This window comes from Pseudomonas sp. KCJK8993, assembly GCF_046230915.1.
In the GTDB taxonomy this organism is placed as follows: domain Bacteria; phylum Pseudomonadota; class Gammaproteobacteria; order Pseudomonadales; family Pseudomonadaceae; genus Aquipseudomonas; species Aquipseudomonas piscis.
In genome coordinates this window covers 147,648-169,226 of sequence record NZ_JBJJLO010000001.1, presented here as the reverse complement: position 1 = coordinate 169,226, position 21,579 = coordinate 147,648, and the positions used below count along the sequence as shown (strand labels likewise).

Below are 21,579 nucleotides of genomic sequence, written 5' to 3'. Positions count from 1 at the left end.
TCAATGACCCAGCAACCCCATGTCCATGGCCCTGACTGCAACCACGATCACGACCATCACGACCATGGCCATGTCCACGGCCCGCATTGCAACCACGGCCACCAGGAGCCGGTACGCAACGCGTTGAAAGACGTCGGCCGCAACGATCCCTGCCCCTGTGGCAGCAACAAGAAGTTCAAGAAGTGCCACGGCGCCTGATCCAGCCGTGAAAACAACGCCTGCCGGCAGCCTTGCCGGCAAGTGCTGCCTCGATCCCTGGCAGGTGATGGAACACCGGTGGAACGATCCAATGCCGCAGTTCGTCCCTATACAAGGCACATTCACCCGGAGCGCTGCATGATCGACCTGTACTACTGGACCACCCCCAACGGCCACAAGATCTCGCTATTCCTCGAAGAAGCCGGGCTGCCCTACAACCTGTACCCGGTCAACATCGGCCTGGGCGAGCAATTCAAGGCCGAGTTCCTCAAGATCGCGCCCAACAACCGCATCCCGGCCATCGTCGACCACCAGCCGGCCGACGGCGGCGCGCCACTGTCGCTGTTCGAGTCCGGGGCGATCCTGTTGTACCTGGCGGAGAAGACCGGCCGCTTCCTGCCCCAGGACCTGCGCGGGCGCCAGGAAACCCTGCAATGGCTGTTCTGGCAGATGGGCGGCCTGGGACCGATGGCCGGGCAGAACCATCATTTCGCCCACGCCGCCCCGGAACGGATCCCCTACGCCGTCAAGCGCTACGTAGACGAAACCGCGCGCCTCTACGGTGTGCTGGATCGACGCCTGGCGGACCGGCCCTTCGTCGCCGGCCACGACTACAGCATCGCCGACATGGCGATCTACCCCTGGGTCGCTTCCTACAAGAAGCAGAGCCAGAGGCTCGAGGACTTCCCGCACCTGCATGGCTGGTTCAACGGCATCCAGGCACGACCGGCCACCGCGCGTGCCTACGCCCTGGTGGAAAGGGTCAACCCGGCCTGAACCGGTCCCTGCAAGCGCTCCTCCAACCCTGCGGCGCAGGCCTTCGTCCGGGCCTGCGATAAATACCTGTCGCCCCGCTTGCGCGGCACACGCCTGCTCACTAACGTAGCGCCTTTATCGACGCTACCCCCCGCAGGAGCTTTGCCATGGCCTCGCCAGCCTTCTCACATGTTCTTCCCCGATTCGGCGTTGCCGCGGCGGTAGCCGGCGTCCTGAGCCTGGCCGGTTGCCAGTCCTGGAACGCCCAGAACAGCCTGCCACCCACCTCCGGTGTGCAACCGCTCAAGGGCTTGGCCCAAAACGTGTCGGTACGCCGCAACGCCGTGGGCGTGCCCTTGATCGAAAGCAACAGCTTCCACGATGCCTTGTTCAGCCTGGGCTACGTCCATGCCAGCGATCGCATCGGCCAGATGGTGACCTTGCGCCTGCTGGCCCAGGGCCGCCTGGCGGAAATGTCCGGCGCCGAGGCCCTGGACGTCGACCGCCTGATGCGCGCGGTGAACCTGAAGAAAAGCGCCGACGAGCTGTACAAGGCCTCTTCGCCGCGGATCAAGCGCTTCTTCGAGGTCTATGCACGGGGCGTCAACGCCTACCTGTTCCGCTATCGCGACAAGCTGCCGCCGGAGCTGGCGAGCCGCGGCTATACCCCCGAGTACTGGAAGCCCGAAGACTCGGCGCTGATCTTCTGCCTGCTGAACTTCGGCCAATCCGCCAACCTGTTCGAAGAGCTCAACGCCCTGGTGCTGGCACGCAAAGTCGGCAGCGACAAGCTGCCCTGGCTGACCCCCGGCTACCCCGACGAACCCTTGCCCCTGGCCGAGGCCGAGAAGCTCAAGGGCCTGAACCTCGATATCCCCGGCCTGGACGAACTCAGCCGCACCGCCAGCCAGCTGGCCCGGCTCAACACCCTGGGCCTGAGCGGCGGCAGCGACCTGGCCATCGCCCCCCAGCGCAGCCGCAGTGGCCGGAGCCTGCTGGCCAGCGACAGCCAGGCCACGGCCTGGCACTACGTCCAGTTGCGCGCGCCCAAGTACCAGGCCGCCGGTGCTGCGATCCCCGGCTTGCCGGCGATCCTCCAGGGCTTCAACGGCAAGGTGGCCTGGAGCCTGAGCTCGGTGCAAGGCGACAACCAGGACCTGTTCCTGGAAAAGCTCAAGCGCCAGGGCAATGGCCTGTACTACTTGAACAACGGCAAATGGCAGCCGGTGGTCGTGCGCAACGAGACCTACTTCGTCAAGGGCCAGCGCCCGCTTCGCGAAGCGGTGTACGAAACCCGCCACGGCCCCTTGCTCAACAGCGCCCTGGGTGCCAGCCAGGCCAACGGCCTGGGCTTGGCCCTGCAGACGCCAGAGCTCAAGGACGACCGGAGCCTGGATGCGTTCTTCGACCTGTCGCGGGCGCAGAGCGCCGAGAAGGCCTCGGACGCCAGCCGGGACATCCGCGCCATTGCCCTGAACCTGCTGTTCGCCGATGCCAGCCACATCGGCTGGCAGGTCACCGGGCGCTTCCCCAACCGTCGCGAAGGCGAAGGCCTGCTGCCCTCCCCTGGCTGGGAGGGGCGGTATGACTGGGACGGCTATGCCGATCCGATGCTCCACCCCTACGACCAGGATCCGCCCCAGGGCTGGCTTGCCATCGCCAACCAGCGGGTGATTTCCCGTGGCTACGGCATGCAGCTGTCCAACTCGTGGGACGCCCCGGAACGCGCCGAGCGCCTGGCCCAGCTCGCCTCCAGTGGCAAGCAGGACAACCGCAGCCTGATCGCCCTGCAATACGACCAGACCACCTTGTTCGCCGCCAAGCTGAAGAAGATGTTCGAGGCCCCCGGCATGGCCCAACCGCTGAAGCAGGCCATCGATACCCTGCCCGATGCCGACCGGGCCAGGGCCCGCGAGGCCTACAGCCGCCTGATGGCGTTCGATGGCAAGCTCGGCGCCGGCTCGGCGGATGCGGCCCTGTATGAACTGTTCCTGCAGGAGAGCGCCCGGCAGGTCTTCCTCGACAAGCTGGGCCCGGAATCCGCAGCGCCCTGGCAGGCCTTCGTCGCCAACGGCAGCCTGTCCTACTCGGCCCAGGCCGATCACCTGCTGGGCCAGGAAGACAGCCCGTTCTGGGACGACCCGCGCACGCCACAGAAGGAAGACAAGCCGGCGATCCTGGCCCGCAGCCTGGCCGCCGCGGTCAAGTCCGGCGAGCAACTGCTGGGCAACGATCGCAAGGCCTGGCAATGGGGCAAGCTGCACAGCTACAGCTGGATCGGCAGCGACGGCAAGGCCATCCGCGGGCCATCGCAGGCCGGCGGCGACCACAACACCATCAACGCCGCTCCGTACCACTGGGGCCAGGATTTTGCCGTCAGCGCCGCCCCGGCCTTGCGCATGATCGTCGACTTCGGCCTCAGCGAGCCCTTGATGGGGCTCAACAGCAGCGGCCAGTCCGGCAACCCGGCCAGTCCCCACTACGCCAATGGCATCGAGGGCTGGTCCAAGGCCCAGTACCTGAGCTTCCCGATGCAGCCGCAGAACTTCGAGCGCAGCTACGGCAAGACCCGCCTGACCCTGGTCCCGGGCAAGTAACTCTCCCGCCCTTGCGCCCCGCTCGTGCACCAGTACGAACGGGGCCTGCCCCCATAACGTGCATCCTGTGACGGCCATCTCCCGGCTGGCTCCGCGGCTGCCTCCCCCCCGCCCCCTTTCAGCGCGAGCGCTGCCTCACGAAGGCTCCCCAGGCTTTTAAAACAGCTGTTCGGGACTCTGGTTCGGAAATTGCTACTTTCATTAAGTCTCATGCGTTGCAGTAACAGCATCCATGCGCCACAAGCGCTCATATCGGCTCTTAGGGATTGAATAATGAAAAAAGCATTGCTGACCCTTTCTGCACTGGCTCTGTGCCTGGCCGCCGGCTCGACACTGGCCAAGGAATACAAGGAGCTGCGCTTCGGCGTCGATCCTTCGTACGCGCCTTTCGAATCCAAGGCCGCCGATGGCAGCCTGGTGGGCTTCGACATCGACCTGGGCAACGCCATCTGTGCCGAGCTGAAGGTCAAGTGCAAATGGGTCGAAAGCGATTTCGACGGCATGATCCCGGGCCTCAAGGCCAACAAGTTCGATGGCGTGATCTCCTCCATGACCGTGACCCCGGCCCGGGAAAAGGTGATCGACTTCTCCGACGAGCTGTTCTCCGGCCCCACCGCCTTCGTGTTCAAGAAAGGCTCGGGGCTGAGCGAAGACACCGCCTCGCTCAAGGGCAAGACCATCGGTTACGAGCAGGGCACCATCCAGGAAGCCTACGCCAAGGCCGTGCTGGACAAGGCCGGGATCAAGACCCAGGCCTACCAGAACCAGGACCAGGTCTATGCCGACCTGACTTCCGGGCGCCTGGACGCATCGATCCAGGACATGCTGCAAGCCGAGCTGGGCTTCCTCAAGTCGCCACAGGGCGCCGACTATGAGATCAGCAAACCGGTGGACGACCCCCTGCTGCCGGCCAAGACCGCGGTGGGTATCTCGAAAGGTAACAAAGAGCTGAAAGCGCTCCTGGATAAAGGTATCAAAGCGTTACACGATGATGGCACCTACGCCACCATCCAGAAAAAACACTTCGGTGACCTGAACCTCTACAGCGGTAAATAACCTGCCGGCGCCCATCCTCGATGGGCGCCTTTTTTATCGTCACGGGTCACTGATCGATGTTCGAACAACTCCTAACGAACCTGGGGCTTTGCGCGTTCAGCTTGAAGGGTTTCGGCCCCTTGCTGCTGGAAGGTACCTGGATGACCGTCAAATTGTCGGTGCTATCGCTGCTGGTCAGCGTGCTGCTGGGCCTGATCGGCGCCAGCGCCAAACTCTCCAGCCTTGCCTTGCTACGCCTACCTGCCCAGCTCTACACCACCTTGATTCGCGGCGTGCCGGACCTGGTGCTGATGCTGCTGATCTTCTACAGCCTGCAGACCTGGCTGACGTCCTTCACCGATTTCATGGAGTGGGAATACATCGAGATTAATCCCTTCAGCGCTGGGGTGATCACCCTGGGCTTCATCTACGGCGCCTATTTCACCGAGACCTTCCGTGGCGCGATCCTCGCCGTGCCCCGGGGCCAGGTGGAAGCGGCTACCGCCTATGGCCTCAAGCGCGGCCAGCGCTTTCGCTTCGTGGTCTTCCCGCAGATGATGCGCTTCGCCCTGCCGGGCATCGGCAACAACTGGATGGTGATGCTCAAGGCCACGGCCCTGGTGTCGATCATCGGCCTGGCCGATCTGGTCAAGGCCGCCCAGGATGCCGGCAAGAGCACCTACCAGCTGTTCTATTTCCTGGTTCTGGCGGCGCTGATCTACCTGGTGATCACCAGCGCTTCCAATTTTGTCCTGCGTCGGCTTGAACGGCGCTATGCCGCGGGTGCCCGGGAGGCCGTGCGATGATCGAACTCCTGCAGGAATACTGGCGCCCGTTCCTCTACAGCGACGGCTACCACATCACCGGCCTGGCCATGACCCTGTGGCTGCTCAGCGCATCGATCGCCATCGGTTTTCTGGTGTCGATCCCATTGTCCATCGCCCGGGTCTCACCCCGGCGCCTGGTGCGCTGGCCGGTGCAGTTCTACACCTACCTGTTCCGCGGCACGCCGCTCTATATCCAGTTGCTGATCTGCTACACCGGGATCTACAGCATCGCCGCCGTCCGTGCCCAGCCGGTGCTGGATGCGTTCTTTCGCGATGCGATGAACTGCACCATCCTGGCCTTCGCCCTGAACACCTGCGCCTACACCACGGAGATCTTCGCCGGGGCGATCCGCAGCATGGCCCATGGCGAGGTGGAAGCGGCCAAGGCCTACGGCCTGGGCGGCTGGAAGCTCTATGCCTACGTGATCATGCCCTCGGCCCTGCGCCGTTCGCTGCCCTACTACAGCAATGAAGTGATCCTGATGCTGCACTCGACCACCGTGGCCTTCACCGCGACCGTTCCCGACATCCTGAAAATCGCCCGTGATGCCAACTCGGCGACCTTCCTGACGTTCCAGTCGTTCGGCATCGCCGCCCTCATCTATTTGTGCGTGACGTTCACCCTGGTAGGCCTGTTCCGCCTGGCCGAACGCCGCTGGCTGGCCTTCCTTGGCCCGGCTCATTAGGACTTGCAGCAGGAAAAACACCCAATGCGCCATGAGATCCACGACCTGCTCGCACCGTTGCCGGGCACCGCGCGGCAGGTCCACAGCTTTCACTTCGGCCCCGCCCAGGCCGCTCGCAAGATCTACATCCAGGCTTCGCTGCACGCCGATGAAATGCCCGGCATGCTGGTGGCCTGGCACCTCAAGCAACGCCTGGGGCAACTGGAGGCCGCCGGCCGCCTGCGCCACGAAATCGTCCTGGTACCGGTGGCCAACCCCATCGGCCTGGAACAAGTGCTGATGGACGTCCCCCTGGGCCGCTATGAACTGGAGAGCGGGCAGAACTTCAATCGCGGCTTCGCCGACCTCGGCCTGCAGGTGGGCGACGCCATCCAGGACCTGCTCGATGAGGATCCCCAGCACAACCTCGACTTGGTCCGCCGACACCTGGCCGATGCCCTGGCGCGCCAGCGGCCCGAGACCCAGTTGCAGTCCCTGCGCCTGACCTTGCAACGGCTGGCCTGCGATGCCGAGTTGGTGCTGGACTTGCACTGCGATTTCGAAGCGGTGACGCATTTGTACACCACCCCCGAGGCCTGGCCGCGAATCGAACCGCTCGCCCGTTACATCGGCTCCCAGGCGAGCCTGCTGGCCACCGACTCCGGCGGCCAGTCGTTCGATGAGTGCTTCACCCTGCCCTGGTGGCAGCTGCAACAACGTTTTGGCGAGCGCTTCACGATCCCCACCGGCACCTTGGCAGTCACCGTCGAACTGCGCGGCCAGGGCGACGTCAATCACCCGCTGGCCAGCCGCGATTGCCAGGCCCTGCTGGACTACCTGACCCACTATGGCGCCATCGCTGGCGAGGCACCGCAGTTGCCGGAACTGGCGTTTCCAGCCACGCCACTGGCCGGGGTGGAGCCGCTGGCGACGCCGCTGGGCGGGCTGCTGGTGTTCAGCGCCCTGCCGGGACAGTACCTGGAGGCCGGGCAGCAAGTGGCCGAGATCATCGACCCGATCACCGACCGGGTCATCCCCATCCATTGCCGTAATGCCGGGCTGATGTATGCCCGCTCGCTGCGCCGCATGGCCACCGCCGGCATGGTGATCGCCCATGTCGCCGGTCGCGAAGCCTATCGCAGCGGCTATCTACTTTCGCCTTGAGGATGCATGCCCCATGTACAAATTGACTGTTGAAGGCCTGCATAAATGCTATGGCGACAATGAAGTGCTCAAGGGAGTTTCCCTCAAGGCCAGAACGGGCGATGTGATCAGCCTGATCGGCGCCAGCGGCTCGGGCAAGAGCACCTTCCTGCGTTGCATCAACTTCCTCGAGACCCCGGACGACGGGGCCATGAGCCTGGATGGCCAGCCGATCCGCATGGTCAAGGACCGCCATGGCATGCATGTGGCCGATCCGGCGGAGCTGCAGCGCATTCGCACCCGACTGGCCATGGTGTTCCAGCATTTCAACCTGTGGAGCCATATGAGCGTGCTGGAGAACATCACCATGGCTCCGCGCCGGGTACTCGGGGTCGGCACCCGGGACGCCGAGGAGCGGGCCCGGCGCTACCTGGACCAGGTCGGCCTGCCGGCCCGGGTCGCCAGCCAGTACCCGGCCTTCCTCTCCGGCGGCCAGCAGCAGCGGGTGGCCATCGCCCGGGCACTGGCCATGGAACCGGAGGTGATGCTGTTCGACGAGCCCACCTCGGCCCTGGACCCGGAACTGGTGGGCGAGGTGCTCAAGGTGATCCAGGGGCTGGCGGAGGAAGGCCGGACCATGATCATGGTGACCCACGAGATGAGCTTTGCACGCAAGGTCTCAAGCCAGGTGCTGTTCCTGCACAAGGGCCTGGTGGAAGAAGAAGGTGCGCCCGAAGAGGTCCTGGGCAACCCCAGGAGCGAGCGCCTGAAGCAGTTCCTCAGCGGCAACCTGAAGTAGCCCGCCACCCGCGCCATTTCCGTCGGTCACGGGTGCCAGGCACCCCGCGGCTCAGGCCACAGGCGCGGGTGGCGGCTCGTCCGGCAGGGTCGGCTCGCCGGGCTCGCTGGGCTCGGCAGGCAGTGGGGTATCGGGATCTGGCTGGCCGGGGATGCCCCCCGCCATGTCGACAGGAGGATGCGCCAGCAGGCTCCAGGCCAGTACCCCAACCTGATTGGGTTCGAGCCTTGCCAAGGTGGCGCTGATTCGGGGATCGATCTTCATGAGGGTACTCCTGGGCTGTACCCGGCACGCCTTGCGCGTGCCGGCGGACACTGCAATAGAGTGTCCGCCCTCCCAGGAATTCCCGCTGTTCGTCAGACGAACGGGATCAGGTACGCGGCAGGGTGACGCCGCGCTGGCCTTGGTATTTACCACCACGGTCCTTGTAGGACACCTCGCATTCTTCGTCGGATTGCAGGAAGAGCATCTGCGCCACGCCTTCGTTGGCGTAGATCTTCGCCGGCAAGGTGGTGGTGTTGGAGAACTCCAGGGTCACGTGGCCCTCCCACTCGGGTTCCAGCGGGGTGACGTTGACGATGATGCCGCAACGGGCGTAGGTGCTCTTGCCCAGGCAAATGGTCAGCACGTCACGCGGAATGCGGAAGTATTCGACGGTACGGGCCAGGGCGAACGAGTTTGGCGGGATGATGCACACGTCGCTCTTGATGTCGACGAAGCTGCCGGCATCGAAGTCCTTCGGGTCGACAGTGGCCGAATTGATGTTGGTGAACACCTTGAATTCGTCGGCGCAGCGGACGTCGTAGCCGTAGCTGGAGACGCCGAAGGAAATCACCCGGCTGTCCTGCTCGCCGCGCACCTGGCGCTCGACGAACGGTTCGATCATGCCGTGCTCTTGCGCCATGCGGCGAATCCACTTGTCCGATTTGATGCTCATGGCGGAAGTCCTGAAATAACGAGGTGAAAAATTCTGTGCGGCATCTTACCGGGGCGCGGGGCCGGGTTCAAAGTCCAGGCGGTTTTTCTCGCTCCATCCCACGTTTTTCAAGGGCTACAAGACAGATGGCCGGTTACCGATCACGAAAACCGAGAAACCTTCGCAATGGCCATTGGCACGTTCGGGAAAAAGGTTTAAGGTGGCGCCACTGTGCTGCTTGTGTCACTGAGAATCTCTACACGATGTTGAATTTCGATCCAACCATCTTCAAGAATTTTTCCTGCTCTTTGCACTCAGTCTCGGCCCGGGCTTTTCCCGAGTCGCAGTTAACTTTGTCCAAGGAGATACACCATGTCTAATCGCCAAACCGGTACCGTTAAGTGGTTCAACGATGAGAAAGGCTTCGGCTTCATCACCCCACAATCCGGTGACGACCTGTTCGTACACTTCAAAGCCATCCAGGCTGACGGCTTCAAAACCCTGAAAGAAGGCCAGCAGGTTTCTTTCGTCGCTACTCGCGGCCAGAAAGGCATGCAAGCTGAAGAAGTACAAGTTATCTAACTTGCACTGATCCAGTAAAAAGCCCCGCCCTCAACAGCGGGGCTTTTTTGTGCCCGAAGGTTTTTCCTGCAACTGCCGCTGGAGCGCGCCCGGGGTTACCAGGTCACGCCGAAACCCACGGTATAGCGAGTCTTGTCCAGGTCGCTGTTTTCAGTACCTCGGATCATGTCCTTCTCCGCCTTGAGGTTCAGCGACGCCCAGTCGGTGACCTTGTAGCGCAAGCCCACCTCGGCATCCAGGGCGTAATCGGCTACCCCGGACAGAGGCCTGCTCACTTCGCCAGCGGTGAAGAACTCGATCCGCTTGCCGACCAGGTAACGGTTGTAGTCCCACTTCATGGCCAGGGAATAGAAGTTGTCCTTGCCGCCATCGGCATACCGATAGTCCGTGCGGTTGAGCAGCGAGCCCAGCGAGAAGGCTCCCAGTTCGTCGTCCCAGAACTGATAACCCGGACCTGTACCCATTACCCGTTGCTGCTCGAGGTCCTCGACCTTGTCGCGCTTGTAGGTCAAGCGCCCCTGCCAGAACCACTGCTGGGTAAGGAAGCGGTCCAGGGCGTATTCGGCCTGCCAGTTATCGGTGGTCACCGCCTTGTTCTGGAACTCTCGGTTGTATTCGGCCTCGGCATTGTGTCGCCAGGCACCATGGCGCGCGGAGGTCTTGAGGTCGATGTCATAGCGATCGGTATCCTTCTCGGCCCGCTTATAGTCCATGGCCACATCGACATTGCCTTTCCATACGATGTCTTCCACCAGCGGCTTGGGCTTCATGATCTGCTGGATGCTGGCCAGCTCCACTGTCCTGGGTGCCTCGCCATTGGCCAGGGTGACCTTGCCCTCCGCGGCCGGTCGCAGCGACTTGGCCCTTTCTCCCGAATAGGCATCCTCCTTGACCAGCAGCTCCTGGTCGCTCTCCAGGGTCTTGACCTGCTTCCAGTCGATGGAAATAGCCCCGCCATAATCGGTCTGGATCAGCAGCTTGCCACCGTCGAACACCTTGATCTTGCCGCTGACACGGTCACCATTCTTCAGCCACACGACATCGGCCAGCACGGGCAAGGAAGCGCCAAGCAAGGCGAAACAAACGAAAATTCTAGGCAACATAGCTCAATACAAAACTCGGACTTGCGAAAAAAACGGCATTATTCCAGTTGAAATAGGCCCTGATCACGAATGACCCAGCTATTAAGAATGAGTTCAATCCTCATCTGCCTTTAATCACCACGAACCGCCCCCCCCCTCTATCTGGAACCGCGAATGTGACCGAACTCAGCCAAGACTCAAAGACGCCCGCGCAAATCCGACGCACGGCGCTATACCTGACCCTGGCCCAGGTTCCCGAAGGCAAGGTGGTCAGCTACGGCCAGTTGGCGGAAATGGCCGGCCTGGGACGGGCGGCGCGCTGGGTCGGACGCACCCTCAGCCAGCTACCTGCCGGCACCAGCCTGCCCTGGCACCGGGTCTTGGGGGCCGGCGGTCGCATCAGCCTGCCTGCAGGCAGCCCATCAGGGGACGAACAACGCGCGAGGCTGCGCGCGGAAGGCATCAGCGTACTGAACAACAGGGTGGATATTCGGCGCCATGGCTGGCGTCCGGTAGAGCACAGCGGTTAGAGTGCGCGCTTTGTTTCCGTAATCCTTGAGGCAGACTCCAGCCCATGCCCCGTAAAACCTGGCGCGCCGCACTTGCCGCCTATGCCAGCCCCTCGACGCTCGTGCTGTTGCTGCTTGGTTTCGCTGCCGGCATGCCTTACATGCTGGTGTTCTCGACGCTTTCGGTATGGTTGCGCGAGGCCGGAGTGGCCCGCGAAACCATCGGTTATGCCAGCCTGATCGGCCTGGCCTATGCCTTCAAGTGGGTGTGGTCGCCGCTGCTCGACCAATGGCGCCTGCCGCTGCTGGGCAAGCTGGGTCGACGACGATCCTGGCTGGTCCTGGCCCAGGCGCTGGTGATCCTGGGCCTGATCGGCATGGGCTTTTGTGATCCACAGAAACACCTGTCCTGGCTGATCGCCATTGCGGTGATCGTGGCCTTTGCCTCGGCCACCCAGGACATCGCCATCGACGCCTACCGCCTGGAAATCGCCGACGACAGCCGCCAGGCCGCCCTGGCTGCCAGCTATATGTCCGGCTACCGGGTGGCGGTCCTGCTGGCCACCGCCGGCGCGCTGTTCTTCGCCGAAGGTTTCGGCTCCACCGGCTTCAGCTACAAGCATTCGGCCTGGACCGGCACCTACGTGCTGTTCGGGGTCCTGATGATCCCGGCCCTGATCACCACCTTGTTCATGCGCGAACCCGCGGTGCCCCTGCGCACCCAGCTGTCGGCGGGACGCTACAGCTTCGCCCACCAGCTGATCTCGGTATTCGTGCTGATCGTGTTGCTGGTCTCGGTGCCCGCCACCTTCACCCAGCTCTACAACACCGACTTCGCCAGCGTGATCTTCGAGGGCGTCAGCCTGCTGGACCTGTTGCTGGAGGACCGGGCCTTCCTGCGCGCCATCCTCTATATCACCCTCACCGCACTGTGCCTGTCCGCCATGGGCCGCCGCGGCCTGGCGCCGGTACTGACGCCGGTCAACGACTTCATCCTGCGCTATCGCTGGCAGGCCTTTCTGCTGCTGGGGCTGATCGCCACCTACCGCATGTCGGACACGGTCATGGGGGTCATGGCCAACGTGTTCTACATCGACCAGGGCTTCACCAAGGACCAGATCGCCGGGGTCAGCAAGATTTTCGGCCTGATCATGACGCTGATCGGCGCCGGCATGGGCGGCCTGCTGATCGTGCGCTTCGGCATCCTGCCGATCCTGTTCATCGGTGGCGCCGCATCCGCCGGCACCAACCTGTTGTTCCTCATGCTGTCCGACATGGGGCCGAACCTGAAGATGCTGATCGTCACCATTTCCCTGGACAACTTCAGCTCGGGGATGGCCACCTCGGCGTTCGTCGCCTACCTGTCGAGCCTGACCAACCTGAAGTTCTCGGCCACCCAGTACGCGCTGCTCAGCTCCATCATGCTGTTGCTGCCGCGCCTGATCGGCGGCTATTCAGGGGTCATGGTGGAAAAATTCGGTTATCACGACTTCTTCCTCATCACTGCGATCCTCGGTGTCCCGACCCTGATCCTGATCGCCCTGCACTGGTTCCAGGAAAGCCATCGCGCCGGCCCGAACGCCGATGAACAAACCTCGGCCAGCAACACCGCCGTCGGCGAAGAATCCTAGCGTTTCCCAGGGGTTGCGGGCTTTTCCAGACCGCTCCAACCCCTGCCGAGCGCAATCCTGTACGCCAGCGGCACGCGCCCGTACAATGCTCCGTCACTTCCAGTCTTAAGCAACCGACAACGGCCTACCATGCGTACCAGTCAATATCTGCTCGCCACACAAAAAGAAACGCCTTCCGACGCGGTCGTGATCAGCCACCAGCTGATGCTGCGCGCCGGCATGATCCGCAAACTGGCTTCCGGCCTGTACACCTGGCTGCCGATGGGCCTGCGGGTGATGCGCAAGGTCGAGGCCATCGTTCGCGAAGAAATGAACGCCGCTGGCGCGCTTGAAGTGTTGATGCCGGGCATCCAGCCGGCCGAGCTGTGGCAGGAGTCCGGACGCTGGGAGCAATATGGCCCCGAACTGCTGCGCCTGAAGGACCGCCACAATCGCGACTTCTGCGCAGGCCCGACCCACGAAGAAGTGATCACCGACCTGGTCCGCAACGAGCTGAGCAGCTACAAGCAGTTGCCGCTGAACCTGTACCAGATCCAGACCAAATTCCGCGATGAGATCCGTCCACGCTTCGGACTGATGCGCGGTCGCGAGTTCATCATGAAGGACGCCTATTCCTTCCACGCCGACCAGGCGTCGTTGCAGGTCACCTATGACCGCATGCACCAGGCCTACTGCAACATCTTCACCCGCCTGGGCCTGAAGTTCCGCCCGGTGGAAGCGGACAACGGCTCCATCGGCGGCGCCGGCTCCCATGAGTTCCACGTCCTGGCCGAGTCCGGCGAAGACGACATCATCTTCAGCAACGGTTCCGACTACGCGGCGAACATCGAGAAAGCCGAGGCCGTGCCTCGCGAAACCTCGCGCCCGGCGCCGACCGAAACCATGCGCCTGGTGGACACTCCTGACGCCAAGACCATCGCCCAGCTGGTGGAACGCTACAACCTGCCGATCGAAAAGACCGTCAAGACCCTGGTGGTGCACGCCGAAGAGCCGGGCAAGCTGATCGCCCTGATCATCCGTGGCGACCACGAGCTCAACGAAATCAAGGCGGCCAAGCAGCCAGGCGTCGCCGACCCGCTGGTCATGGCTTCCGAGGCCGAACTGCGCGCCGCCATCGGCGCTGGCGCCGGCTCCCTGGGCCCGGTGAACCTGCCGCTGCCGATCATCATCGACCGCTCCGTAGCCCTGATGAGCGACTTCGGCGTCGGTGCCAACATCGACGACAAGCATTACTTCGGCGTGAACTGGGAGCGCGACCTGCCGGTTCCAGCCGTGGCCGACCTGCGCAACGTGGTCGCTGGCGACCCAAGCCCGGACGGCAAGGGCGTGTTGGAGATCAAGCGCGGCATCGAAGTCGGGCACATCTTCCAGCTGGGCAGCAAGTACAGCCAGGCGATGAAGTGCGAAGTACTGGGCGAGAACGGCAAGCCGGTCACCTTGGAGATGGGCTGCTACGGTATCGGCGTATCCCGCGTGGTGGCTGCCGCCATCGAACAGAACAACGACGATAAAGGCATCATCTGGAGCGACACGCTGGCTCCCTTCCAGATCGCCCTGGTACCGCTGCGCTATGAAACCGAACAGGTTCGCGAAGCCACCGACGCGCTCTACGAGCAACTCACCGCTGCCGGTTTCGAGGTCCTGCTGGACGATCGCGACAAGAAGACCAGCCCGGGTATCAAGTTCGCCGACATGGAGCTGATCGGCATTCCGCACCGGATCGTCGTCAGTGACCGCGGCCTGGCCGATGGCAACCTGGAATACAAGAGCCGTACCGAAGCCGAGGCGCAAGCGCTGCCGGTGGCCGACGTCCTGTCCTTCCTCCAAGCCCGTATCCGTCGCTGAAACCAGATAGAGAAGTCATGTTCAAGCGAAACACCCTAAGCCTCGGTGGCGCCGCCCTGTGCGGTGCCCTGCTGGTCAGCGGCTGCGCCAACCAGATGTCGCAACGCAGCGAACACGAGGAGCGGGTCGAGCGCAAGCTGCTCGACCACAGCCTGCAGATCGATGTCGGCGAGCCCAAGGTGCTTGAGCTGCCGCAACGACGGGTACGCATCCACGAGCAGAAGACCTTCGAAGTCACCGAGTTCGAGGTTACACGCCACTACGACCGCTATACCCCCTACCAAGCCTGGCGGGAAATCTACGAGATCCCGCTGGGCGCGGTGGCCCTGGTGGCCGGTGTCGGCGCCAATGTGGTCAATGTGTTCGCCCTGGGCAACCTGCCGGACAGCGTCACCAAGGATTGGCTCAGCTACGGTGTCTCGGGGGTCAACCCGTTCATGAACATGCCATCCCATGGCCGTGCCCAGCAGAACCTGGCGGCGATCGACGAGGTCCAGCGCGACAAGCGCGTGGAATATTCGAGCCTGCCCTGGAGCGAACGCCCGGTGCAGGTCAAGGCTGGCAAGCAGACCTACGAGCTGAGCACCGATCGCAACGGCGTGGTGCGCTTGAACCTCCTGGACGACCCGTTCTCCGGGCAGGATCTCAAGCACATCGGCAAGCTGCAGATCAGTGTCGAGGATGCCCAGGACGAGGTGCATTCCGATTCATCCCTGAGCATCAGCCCCGGCCTGCGCAGCAAGCTGGTGGAGGCCCATGCGCTGATCTACGACGACCTCGAGGACGACGAAGTCAGTGAGTGGGTGCACCGGGTCAAGCGCCTGTCGCAACTGGGCCTGGAAGAAGAAGCCAGTGAGCTGGAGCAGAGCCTGATCGAGCTGACACGCAACGATCCGGAACTGCAGAAAGAGTTTCTCAAGGCCCTGACCAAGGACGCCGGACGCCTGGTGGCGGATCCTGGCAGCAACTGATTTGTCCCGACCGGCACCATGGGCTCACGCTCCTGGTGCCCGGCTCGCCTCCCCTCCTCCTACGACTCCCTGAACAACTCCAACTGCTCGTGACCGCCGCGCAGGTCGTGCAGGCGTACGCCTATGCCCAGCAGTCGCACCGGCTTGCCACCACGCTTGAAGGCCTGGCTCAGCAACTGCCGATAACTCTCAAGGTCGCGCCCGGCCCCTGCCTGTTCCAGGGTGGTCTGGGTGAAGTCATGGAATTTCACCTTGACGAACGGCTTGCCCGGTCGGTAGCTGCTGTCGATGCGCGCCATGCGTCCGGCCAGGGCTTCCATCAGCTCCGGCAACTTCTGCAGGCAGCTATCCAGGTCCGGCAGATCGGCATCGTAGGTGTTCTCCACGCTGATGGATTGACGTCGGCTGTCATTCTGCACCGGCCGCTCATCGACTCCCCGCGCCAGGCTCCAGAGGCGCTCGCCGAAACTGCCGAACTCACGTACCAGCGCCAACTTGCTCCAGTCGCGCAATTGCAGGCAGCTGGTTATGCCCAGCCGGCCGAGCTTGTCCGCGGTAACCTTGCCCACTCCATGCAACTTGCTCACCGGCAACTCGGAAACGAAATCCTCGACCTGGCCCGGCGTGATCACGAACAGCCCGTTGGGCTTCTTCCAATCACTGGCGATCTTTGCCAGGAACTTGTTCGGCGCGACGCCGGCCGACACCGTGATGTGCAACTGGTTGGAAACGCGCCGGCGGATGTCCTGGGCGATACGCGTGGCACTGCCGGAGAAGTTCGGGCTGTCGGAGACATCCAGGTAGGCCTCGTCCAGCGACAGCGGCTCGATCAGGTCGGTGTAGTCGCGAAAGATCGTGTGGATCTCCCTGGATGCTTCGCGATAGGCATCCATGCGCGGCTTGACGATGACCAGGTCCGGGCACAACGCCAGCGCATGCCGGGACGACATGGCAGAACGCACCCCGTAGGCACGGGCCTCGTAGTTGCAAGTAGCGATCACCCCTCGCCGCTCGGCGGAGCCACCAACGGCCAGGGGCTTGCGGGCCAATTGCGGATCGTCGCGCATTTCGATGGCAGCGTAGAAACAGTCGCAATCGATATGGATGATTTTGCGCTGCATCATGGGAAGGCAGGGATCATGGAAGACCGCCGGAATGGACAGGCGCCCAGTATCTAACGACACCTGTATATAGCACCAGTACCTTGCATCATCCTGCTGGTTCACGAGAGCCACCCAAGGATTTATCCGCTCAATGGATGGTCCACCCGCAATAGAGCTGAAAGCCCCGTGCCATCTACCTCCAGGCGGTTTTCAAAGCCCGTCGCAAGCGGCTAACCGGTTGAACCGGAAGCAATTTTTTTAAATTAATGATTGACAGTCTCTCAACTCCCTGTAGAATCCCGCCACATCAGACGCGGGATGGAGCAGCCTGGTAGCTCGTCGGGCTCATAACCCGAAGGTCGTCGGTTCAAATCCGGCTCCCGCAACCAGATATAGAAAAAGGCCACTTCCTTGAAGTGGCCTTTTTTGTGCACGTCGCTTATGCCCTCCCCCGGGCATTTCGGGAAAACTCCTTGCGTGGCCATGGGTTAAGCATCGAAGTAGAAAAATCGACGCTTATTTGACCCTGATGGTCATTAACGGTTGACACTCGGTCGTTCACCTGTAGAATGCCGCCCCACAGACGCGGGATGGAGCAGTCTGGTAGCTCGTCGGGCTCATAACCCGAAGGTCGTCGGTTCAAATCCGGCTCCCGCAACCAAATATCAAAAAAGGCTGCTCGAAAGAGTGGCCTTTTTTGTACCTGTAGAAAAATCCTTTCGCAACAAAGACCTGGCAAAGTATTGCGAACCTTTGGCGATGCTTCGATTCTTCAAGATGCAAGCTATGCTCTGTCTCAAGCCTGTCCTTGTGCCACCCACCCCGGGTCGTCGGGCCACGCCGAGACGCGTTAATATTTGAAATTATTTTTCCACAGGGATTGGTAACTTGGCCGGATACCCCCATCCTGTCGCGCACAATCCAAGAGGTGATTGATGCGCGCCAACACGTCTGATTCACAAGACACCGATACCGCTACACAACCCATCACAGTCACTCGTTTGCGCTGGCTGGAACTGCTGAGCAAATACCGCCAACCGCTCGGCCTGGTGGTGACCTTGCTGCTGTTCGCCATTGCCCTGGTCGCCTGCCGCCACCTGCTTAGCGAGCTGGATTTCTACGCCCTGCACGACTCGATCCTGGAAGTACCCAAGCCGGCGCTGCTCGGCGCACTGGGCGCGACCATCGTCGGCTTCATCATCCTGCTCGGCTATGAGTGGTCCGCCAGTCGTTATGCCGGGGTCGATCTTTCCGGGCGCACCCTGGCCCTGGGCGGATTCACCGCTTTCGCCATCGGCAACGCCATCGGCCTGTCGCTGCTCTCCGGGGGCTCGGTGCGCTACCGGCTTTATGCTCGGCATGGCTTGGGGGCCGCCGACGTCGCCCACATGACCCTGTTCGCCAGCCTGTCCCTGGGCTGTGCCCTGCCGCCCCTGGCCGCCCTGGCGACCTTGAGCAACCTGCCCGCCGCCTCGACGGCACTGCGCCTGCCCGAGGGCCTGCTGGCCGCCATCGCCATTGCCGTACTGCTGCTCGGCGCGGTGCTGGCCATGGGGCTTTATCGCCGCCGCCTGCCGGAACAGCCCCTGCGCGATAACCTGCTGGTGCGGATCGGCCGTCGCACCCTGCGCCTGCCCGGCCCCCGCCTGACCTTGCTGCAACTGGTCATCACCGCCCTGGACGTGGCTGCGGCCGCCACCGTGCTGTACCTGCTACTGCCCGAGGCCCCGCCCTTCGGCGCATTCCTGCTGGTCTACCTGCTGGCCCTGGCCGCCGGGGTGCTCAGCCATGTACCGGGTGGCGTCGGGGTGTTCGAGGCGATCCTGCTGGCGGCCTTCGCCGACAAGCTGGGAGCTGCGCCACTGGCGGCGGCCCTGTTGCTGTATCGACTGATCTACGTCGTGCTGCCGATGCTGGCGGCCTGTGTGCTGCTGCTGATCAACGAAGCCCAGCGCCTGTTCCAGACTCGCCAAACGCTGCGCGCGGCATCGGGCCTGGCGGCTCCGGTCCTCGCGGTGCTGGTGTTCCTCTCCGGCGTGGTGCTGCTGTTCTCCGGCGCCACCCCGGAAATCGATACCCGCCTGCAACACATCGGCTTCCTGATTCCCCATCGCCTGGTGGACGCTTCGCACTTCGGCGCCAGCCTGATCGGCGTGCTCTGCCTGCTGCTGGCCCAGGGCCTGCGTCGGCGCCTGTCGGCCGCCTGGATGCTCACCACCATCCTGCTGCTGGTGGGCGCCGTGCTGTCCCTGCTCAAGGGTTTCGACTGGGAAGAAGCCTGCCTGATGACCCTGACCGCCAGCCTGCTGGCCGTCTTCCGTCGCTCGTTCTATCGCCCTAGCCGCCTCACCGAGCTGCCGTTCTCGCCGCTGTACCTGGTGGCCAGCGTCTGTGTGCTCGGAGCGTCGATCTGGCTGTTGCTGTTCGCCTACCAGGACGTGCCCTACAGTCACCAACTGTGGTGGCAGTTCACCCTCGACGCCGATGCTCCACGGGGCCTGCGCTCGCTGCTGGGCGCCGCGGTCCTGCTGCTGGTGGTATCCCTGACCTGGCTGCTGCGCACCGCGCGCCCGGTGATCCACCTGCCCACCGGCGACGAACTGGACAAGGCAGCGAAGATCCTCATGGCCTCCTCACAGCCCGACGGTGGCCTGGCGCTGACCGGTGACAAGGCTTTGCTGTTCCACCCCAACGACGATGCATTCCTGATGTATGCCCGCCGCGGTCGCAGCCTGGTGGCGCTGTATGACCCCATCGGCCCGACCCAGCAACGCGCCGAGATGATCTGGCAGTTCCGCGACCTGTGCGATGTGCACCATGCGCGCCCGGTGTTCTACCAGGTACGGGCGGAGAACCTGCCCTACTACATGGACATCGGCCTGACCGCGATCAAGCTCGGCGAAGAGGCCCGGGTCGATCTCAAGCGCTTCGACCTGGAAGCCAAGGGCAAGGAAATGAAGGACCTGCGCTATACCTGGAACCGAGGTACCCGCGACGGCCTGTCGCTGGAGATCCACGAGCCCGGGCAAGCGCCGATGGACGAACTGAAGGTGATCTCCGATGCCTGGCTGACCGGCAAGAACGTCCGGGAGAAGGGTTTTTCCCTGGGCCGTTTCAGCGACGACTACCTCAAGTACTTCCGTATCGCGATCATTCGTTTTGAAGGACGCCCGGTGGCCTTCGCCAACCTGCTCGAGACCTATAGCCACGACCTGGCCAGCCTCGACCTGATGCGCGCGCATCCGGATGCTCCGAAGCTGACCATGGAGTTCATGATGGTCGGCCTGATCCAGCATTATAAAAATCATGGATATGCCCGCTTCAGCCTGGGGATGGTGCCCCTTTCCGGCCTGCAACCGCGCCGTGGAGCACCGCTGACCCAACGCCTGGGCTCGATGGTGTTCCGTCGCGGCGAGCAGCTCTACAACTTCCAGGGCCTGCGCCGCTTCAAAGACAAGTTCCAGCCCGACTGGGAACCCCGTTACATGGCCGTGCCGGCCGGGCTGGACCCGCTGGTCGCACTGGCCGACACCGCCGCCCTGATCGCGGGCGGCCTGACTGGATTGGTGAAACGCTGATGATTCGACGTACTTGGCGGTACCTGCTGGCCACCCTGGTGGTGCTGGCACTGATCGCAGGTGGTGGCTATTGGTGGTGGAATCGCCCCGCGCCCGAGCCGACCCTGGAGCAATTGCCCCAGGCCGATGGCTCGACCCTGACCCGTGTAACCCCCGGCACCAAGGCCAAGGCCCGCGTGGTGGTCGCCGTACTGCCGGATTCGACCCTGAGCGACAAGCAACTGCTGGCCCTGAGCCGCGGCGGCGCAGCGCAGATTGTCCAGGTGATCCTGCCCAAGGACGACTGCAAGCTGCAGGAACAGGCCCTGCAGAACGCCCTGCCACAGTTGGCCGGGCCCGCGACCCTGGTCAGCGGCATCGGCCCGGGTGCCGCCCTGGCCTGGCGCTGGATCGCCGCGCAAAACGACGACAAGGCCCAGGCGGTATCGGTGGGCTTCACCATCGACCCGGCGCCCGGCTGCACCGACCCGCTGCCCAAGACCATGAGCCATGGCCATTGGCTGGTGGCCTGGAACGACAACCCGGATGACGAAAGCGCCGGCTTCGTACGCGACACCCCCAATGCCACCACCAGCATCAGCGACTACGACGTCCACCTGCCCCAGGTGCTGAACAACGAACTGCGCAAGCTGCTGGTGGGCTCGGACAACGGCGGCCTGAACATTCCCGTGGTGGAAGTCCCGGCCGGCCAGGCCAAGGACACCGTGACCCTGTTCCTCTCGGGCGATGGCGGCTGGCGCGACCTGGACCGCGACGTGGCCGGGGAAATGGCCAAGCTCGGTTATCCGGTGGTGGGTATCGACACCCTGCGCTACTACTGGCAGCACAAGACCCCGGAGCAAAGCGCCACCGACCTCACCGAACTGATGCAGCACTACCGGCAGAAGTGGGGCACCAAGCGTTTCGTCCTGACCGGCTACTCCTTCGGCGCCGACGTTCTGCCGGCCATCTACAACCGCCTGCCGGAAGCCGAGCAGCAGCGGGTCGACGCCATTATCCTGCTGGCCTTCGCCCGCACCGGCAGCTTCGAGATCGAAGTCGAGGGCTGGCTGGGCAACGCTGGCAAGGAAGCCGCCACCGGGCCGGAAATGGCCAAGCTGCCGGCGCCCAAGGTGGTGTGCATCTACGGCGTTGAAGAGGTCAACGAGAGTGGCTGCACCGACAAGACCGCCGTTGGCGAAGCGATGAAACTGCCAGGCGGCCATCACTTCGACGAGAACTACCCGGCTCTGGCCAAGCGCCTGGTGGAGATCATCGAGAAGCGCCAGGCCAAGGATCAGGCAAGCGCTCAGGAATGAGCTGACACTGGCCACAAAAAGCCCCCGTTGCCTCAGGCAGCGGG

Annotated in this window: 19 protein-coding genes and 2 tRNA genes; 17 read left to right on the top strand and 4 right to left on the bottom strand. The window is 63.3% G+C overall.

Features of this window, described 5'->3' with window-relative positions:
* Positions 1-3: 3 nt before the first annotated feature.
* The 8 genes from ACK6AU_RS00890 to ACK6AU_RS00855 all read left to right on the top strand — a co-directional run bounded on the left by ACK6AU_RS00890 (position 4) and on the right by ACK6AU_RS00855 (position 8,020).
* The gene (locus tag ACK6AU_RS00890; protein ID WP_031321030.1) at positions 4-198 is read left to right on the top strand and encodes an SEC-C metal-binding domain-containing protein; all 195 of its coding nucleotides are present in this window, start codon (positions 4-6) and stop codon (positions 196-198) included.
* 138 nt (positions 199-336) lie between these two features.
* On the top strand, positions 337-975 hold the full coding sequence (locus ACK6AU_RS00885) for a glutathione binding-like protein (protein WP_185697869.1): 639 nt from the start codon (positions 337-339) through the stop codon (positions 973-975).
* 146 nt (positions 976-1,121) lie between these two features.
* Positions 1,122-3,551, top strand: coding sequence for a penicillin acylase family protein (locus tag ACK6AU_RS00880; RefSeq protein WP_409297251.1), 2,430 nt, complete (start codon positions 1,122-1,124; stop codon positions 3,549-3,551).
* Between the two features lie 273 nt (positions 3,552-3,824).
* Positions 3,825-4,607 (top strand): transporter substrate-binding domain-containing protein, encoded by a 783-nt coding sequence (locus ACK6AU_RS00875; RefSeq protein ID WP_409297249.1) that lies wholly within the window; start codon positions 3,825-3,827, stop codon positions 4,605-4,607.
* Positions 4,608-4,663: 56 nt separating this feature from the next.
* Positions 4,664-5,392 carry an ABC transporter permease gene (locus tag ACK6AU_RS00870; protein ID WP_409297247.1) on the top strand — a complete coding sequence of 243 codons (729 nt, stop codon included), beginning with the start codon at positions 4,664-4,666 and terminating at the stop codon, positions 5,390-5,392.
* Positions 5,389-6,099 carry an ABC transporter permease gene (locus tag ACK6AU_RS00865; protein WP_185697865.1) on the top strand — a complete coding sequence of 237 codons (711 nt, stop codon included), beginning with the start codon at positions 5,389-5,391 and terminating at the stop codon, positions 6,097-6,099. The genes ACK6AU_RS00870 and ACK6AU_RS00865 overlap by 4 nt, the downstream gene beginning before the upstream one ends.
* Positions 6,100-6,123: 24 nt before the next feature.
* On the top strand, positions 6,124-7,242 hold the full coding sequence (locus ACK6AU_RS00860; RefSeq protein WP_409297245.1) for a succinylglutamate desuccinylase/aspartoacylase family protein: 1,119 nt from the start codon (positions 6,124-6,126) through the stop codon (positions 7,240-7,242).
* 13 nt (positions 7,243-7,255) lie between these two features.
* The gene (locus ACK6AU_RS00855) at positions 7,256-8,020 is read left to right on the top strand and encodes an ABC transporter ATP-binding protein (protein WP_185697863.1); all 765 of its coding nucleotides are present in this window, start codon (positions 7,256-7,258) and stop codon (positions 8,018-8,020) included.
* A 51-nt stretch (positions 8,021-8,071) separates the two neighbouring features.
* Here the strand turns inward: ACK6AU_RS00855 and ACK6AU_RS00850 are convergent, their stop codons facing one another.
* Both ACK6AU_RS00850 and dcd read right to left on the bottom strand, forming a co-directional pair.
* Complete coding sequence (locus tag ACK6AU_RS00850; RefSeq protein ID WP_185697862.1) at positions 8,072-8,284, bottom strand: hypothetical protein; 213 nt, start codon at positions 8,282-8,284, stop codon at positions 8,072-8,074.
* A 106-nt stretch (positions 8,285-8,390) separates the two neighbouring features.
* On the bottom strand, positions 8,391-8,957 hold the full coding sequence (dcd, locus tag ACK6AU_RS00845) for a dCTP deaminase (protein WP_062363567.1): 567 nt from the start codon (positions 8,955-8,957) through the stop codon (positions 8,391-8,393).
* Between the two features lie 351 nt (positions 8,958-9,308).
* On the opposite strand from dcd, the gene ACK6AU_RS00840 reads away from it, so the two are divergent.
* Complete coding sequence (locus ACK6AU_RS00840) at positions 9,309-9,518, top strand: cold-shock protein (protein WP_010445013.1); 210 nt, start codon at positions 9,309-9,311, stop codon at positions 9,516-9,518.
* Positions 9,519-9,613: 95 nt separating this feature from the next.
* Here the strand turns inward: ACK6AU_RS00840 and ACK6AU_RS00835 are convergent, their stop codons facing one another.
* Positions 9,614-10,621: a DUF481 domain-containing protein gene (locus ACK6AU_RS00835; protein ID WP_185697861.1), complete on the bottom strand. Its 1,008-nt coding sequence runs from the start codon at positions 10,619-10,621 to the stop codon at positions 9,614-9,616.
* A 155-nt stretch (positions 10,622-10,776) separates the two neighbouring features.
* On the opposite strand from ACK6AU_RS00835, the gene ACK6AU_RS00830 reads away from it, so the two are divergent.
* The 4 genes from ACK6AU_RS00830 to ACK6AU_RS00815 all read left to right on the top strand — a co-directional run bounded on the left by ACK6AU_RS00830 (position 10,777) and on the right by ACK6AU_RS00815 (position 15,556).
* Positions 10,777-11,130, top strand: coding sequence for an MGMT family protein (locus ACK6AU_RS00830; protein ID WP_409297241.1), 354 nt, complete (start codon positions 10,777-10,779; stop codon positions 11,128-11,130).
* 44 nt (positions 11,131-11,174) lie between these two features.
* Positions 11,175-12,740, top strand: a complete 1,566-nt coding sequence (locus tag ACK6AU_RS00825; RefSeq protein ID WP_185697859.1) for an AmpG family muropeptide MFS transporter — start codon at positions 11,175-11,177, stop codon at positions 12,738-12,740.
* 129 nt (positions 12,741-12,869) lie between these two features.
* A complete protein-coding gene (locus ACK6AU_RS00820) occupies positions 12,870-14,585 on the top strand; it encodes a proline--tRNA ligase (protein ID WP_185697858.1) in 1,716 nt (571 codons plus the stop codon).
* 17 nt (positions 14,586-14,602) lie between these two features.
* Positions 14,603-15,556, top strand: coding sequence for a hypothetical protein (locus tag ACK6AU_RS00815; RefSeq protein ID WP_185697857.1), 954 nt, complete (start codon positions 14,603-14,605; stop codon positions 15,554-15,556).
* A gap of 59 nt (positions 15,557-15,615) precedes the next feature.
* Here ACK6AU_RS00815 and dinB read toward each other — a convergent pair whose 3' ends face one another.
* Positions 15,616-16,680, bottom strand: a complete 1,065-nt coding sequence (gene dinB / locus ACK6AU_RS00810) for a DNA polymerase IV (RefSeq protein WP_409297238.1) — start codon at positions 16,678-16,680, stop codon at positions 15,616-15,618.
* Positions 16,681-16,971: 291 nt separating this feature from the next.
* Here dinB and ACK6AU_RS00805 point away from each other — a divergent pair.
* The 4 genes from ACK6AU_RS00805 to ACK6AU_RS00790 all read left to right on the top strand — a co-directional run bounded on the left by ACK6AU_RS00805 (position 16,972) and on the right by ACK6AU_RS00790 (position 21,535).
* Positions 16,972-17,048: transfer RNA gene (locus ACK6AU_RS00805), tRNA-Met, on the top strand.
* Between the two features lie 195 nt (positions 17,049-17,243).
* Positions 17,244-17,320 (top strand) — tRNA-Met (locus ACK6AU_RS00800).
* A 274-nt stretch (positions 17,321-17,594) separates the two neighbouring features.
* Positions 17,595-20,237, top strand: a complete 2,643-nt coding sequence (gene mprF, locus ACK6AU_RS00795) for a bifunctional lysylphosphatidylglycerol flippase/synthetase MprF (protein WP_409297236.1) — start codon at positions 17,595-17,597, stop codon at positions 20,235-20,237.
* A complete protein-coding gene (locus tag ACK6AU_RS00790; RefSeq protein WP_409297234.1) occupies positions 20,237-21,535 on the top strand; it encodes a virulence factor family protein in 1,299 nt (432 codons plus the stop codon). Before mprF ends, ACK6AU_RS00790 begins: the two co-directional genes overlap by 1 nt.
* Positions 21,536-21,579: the final 44 nt, after the last annotated feature.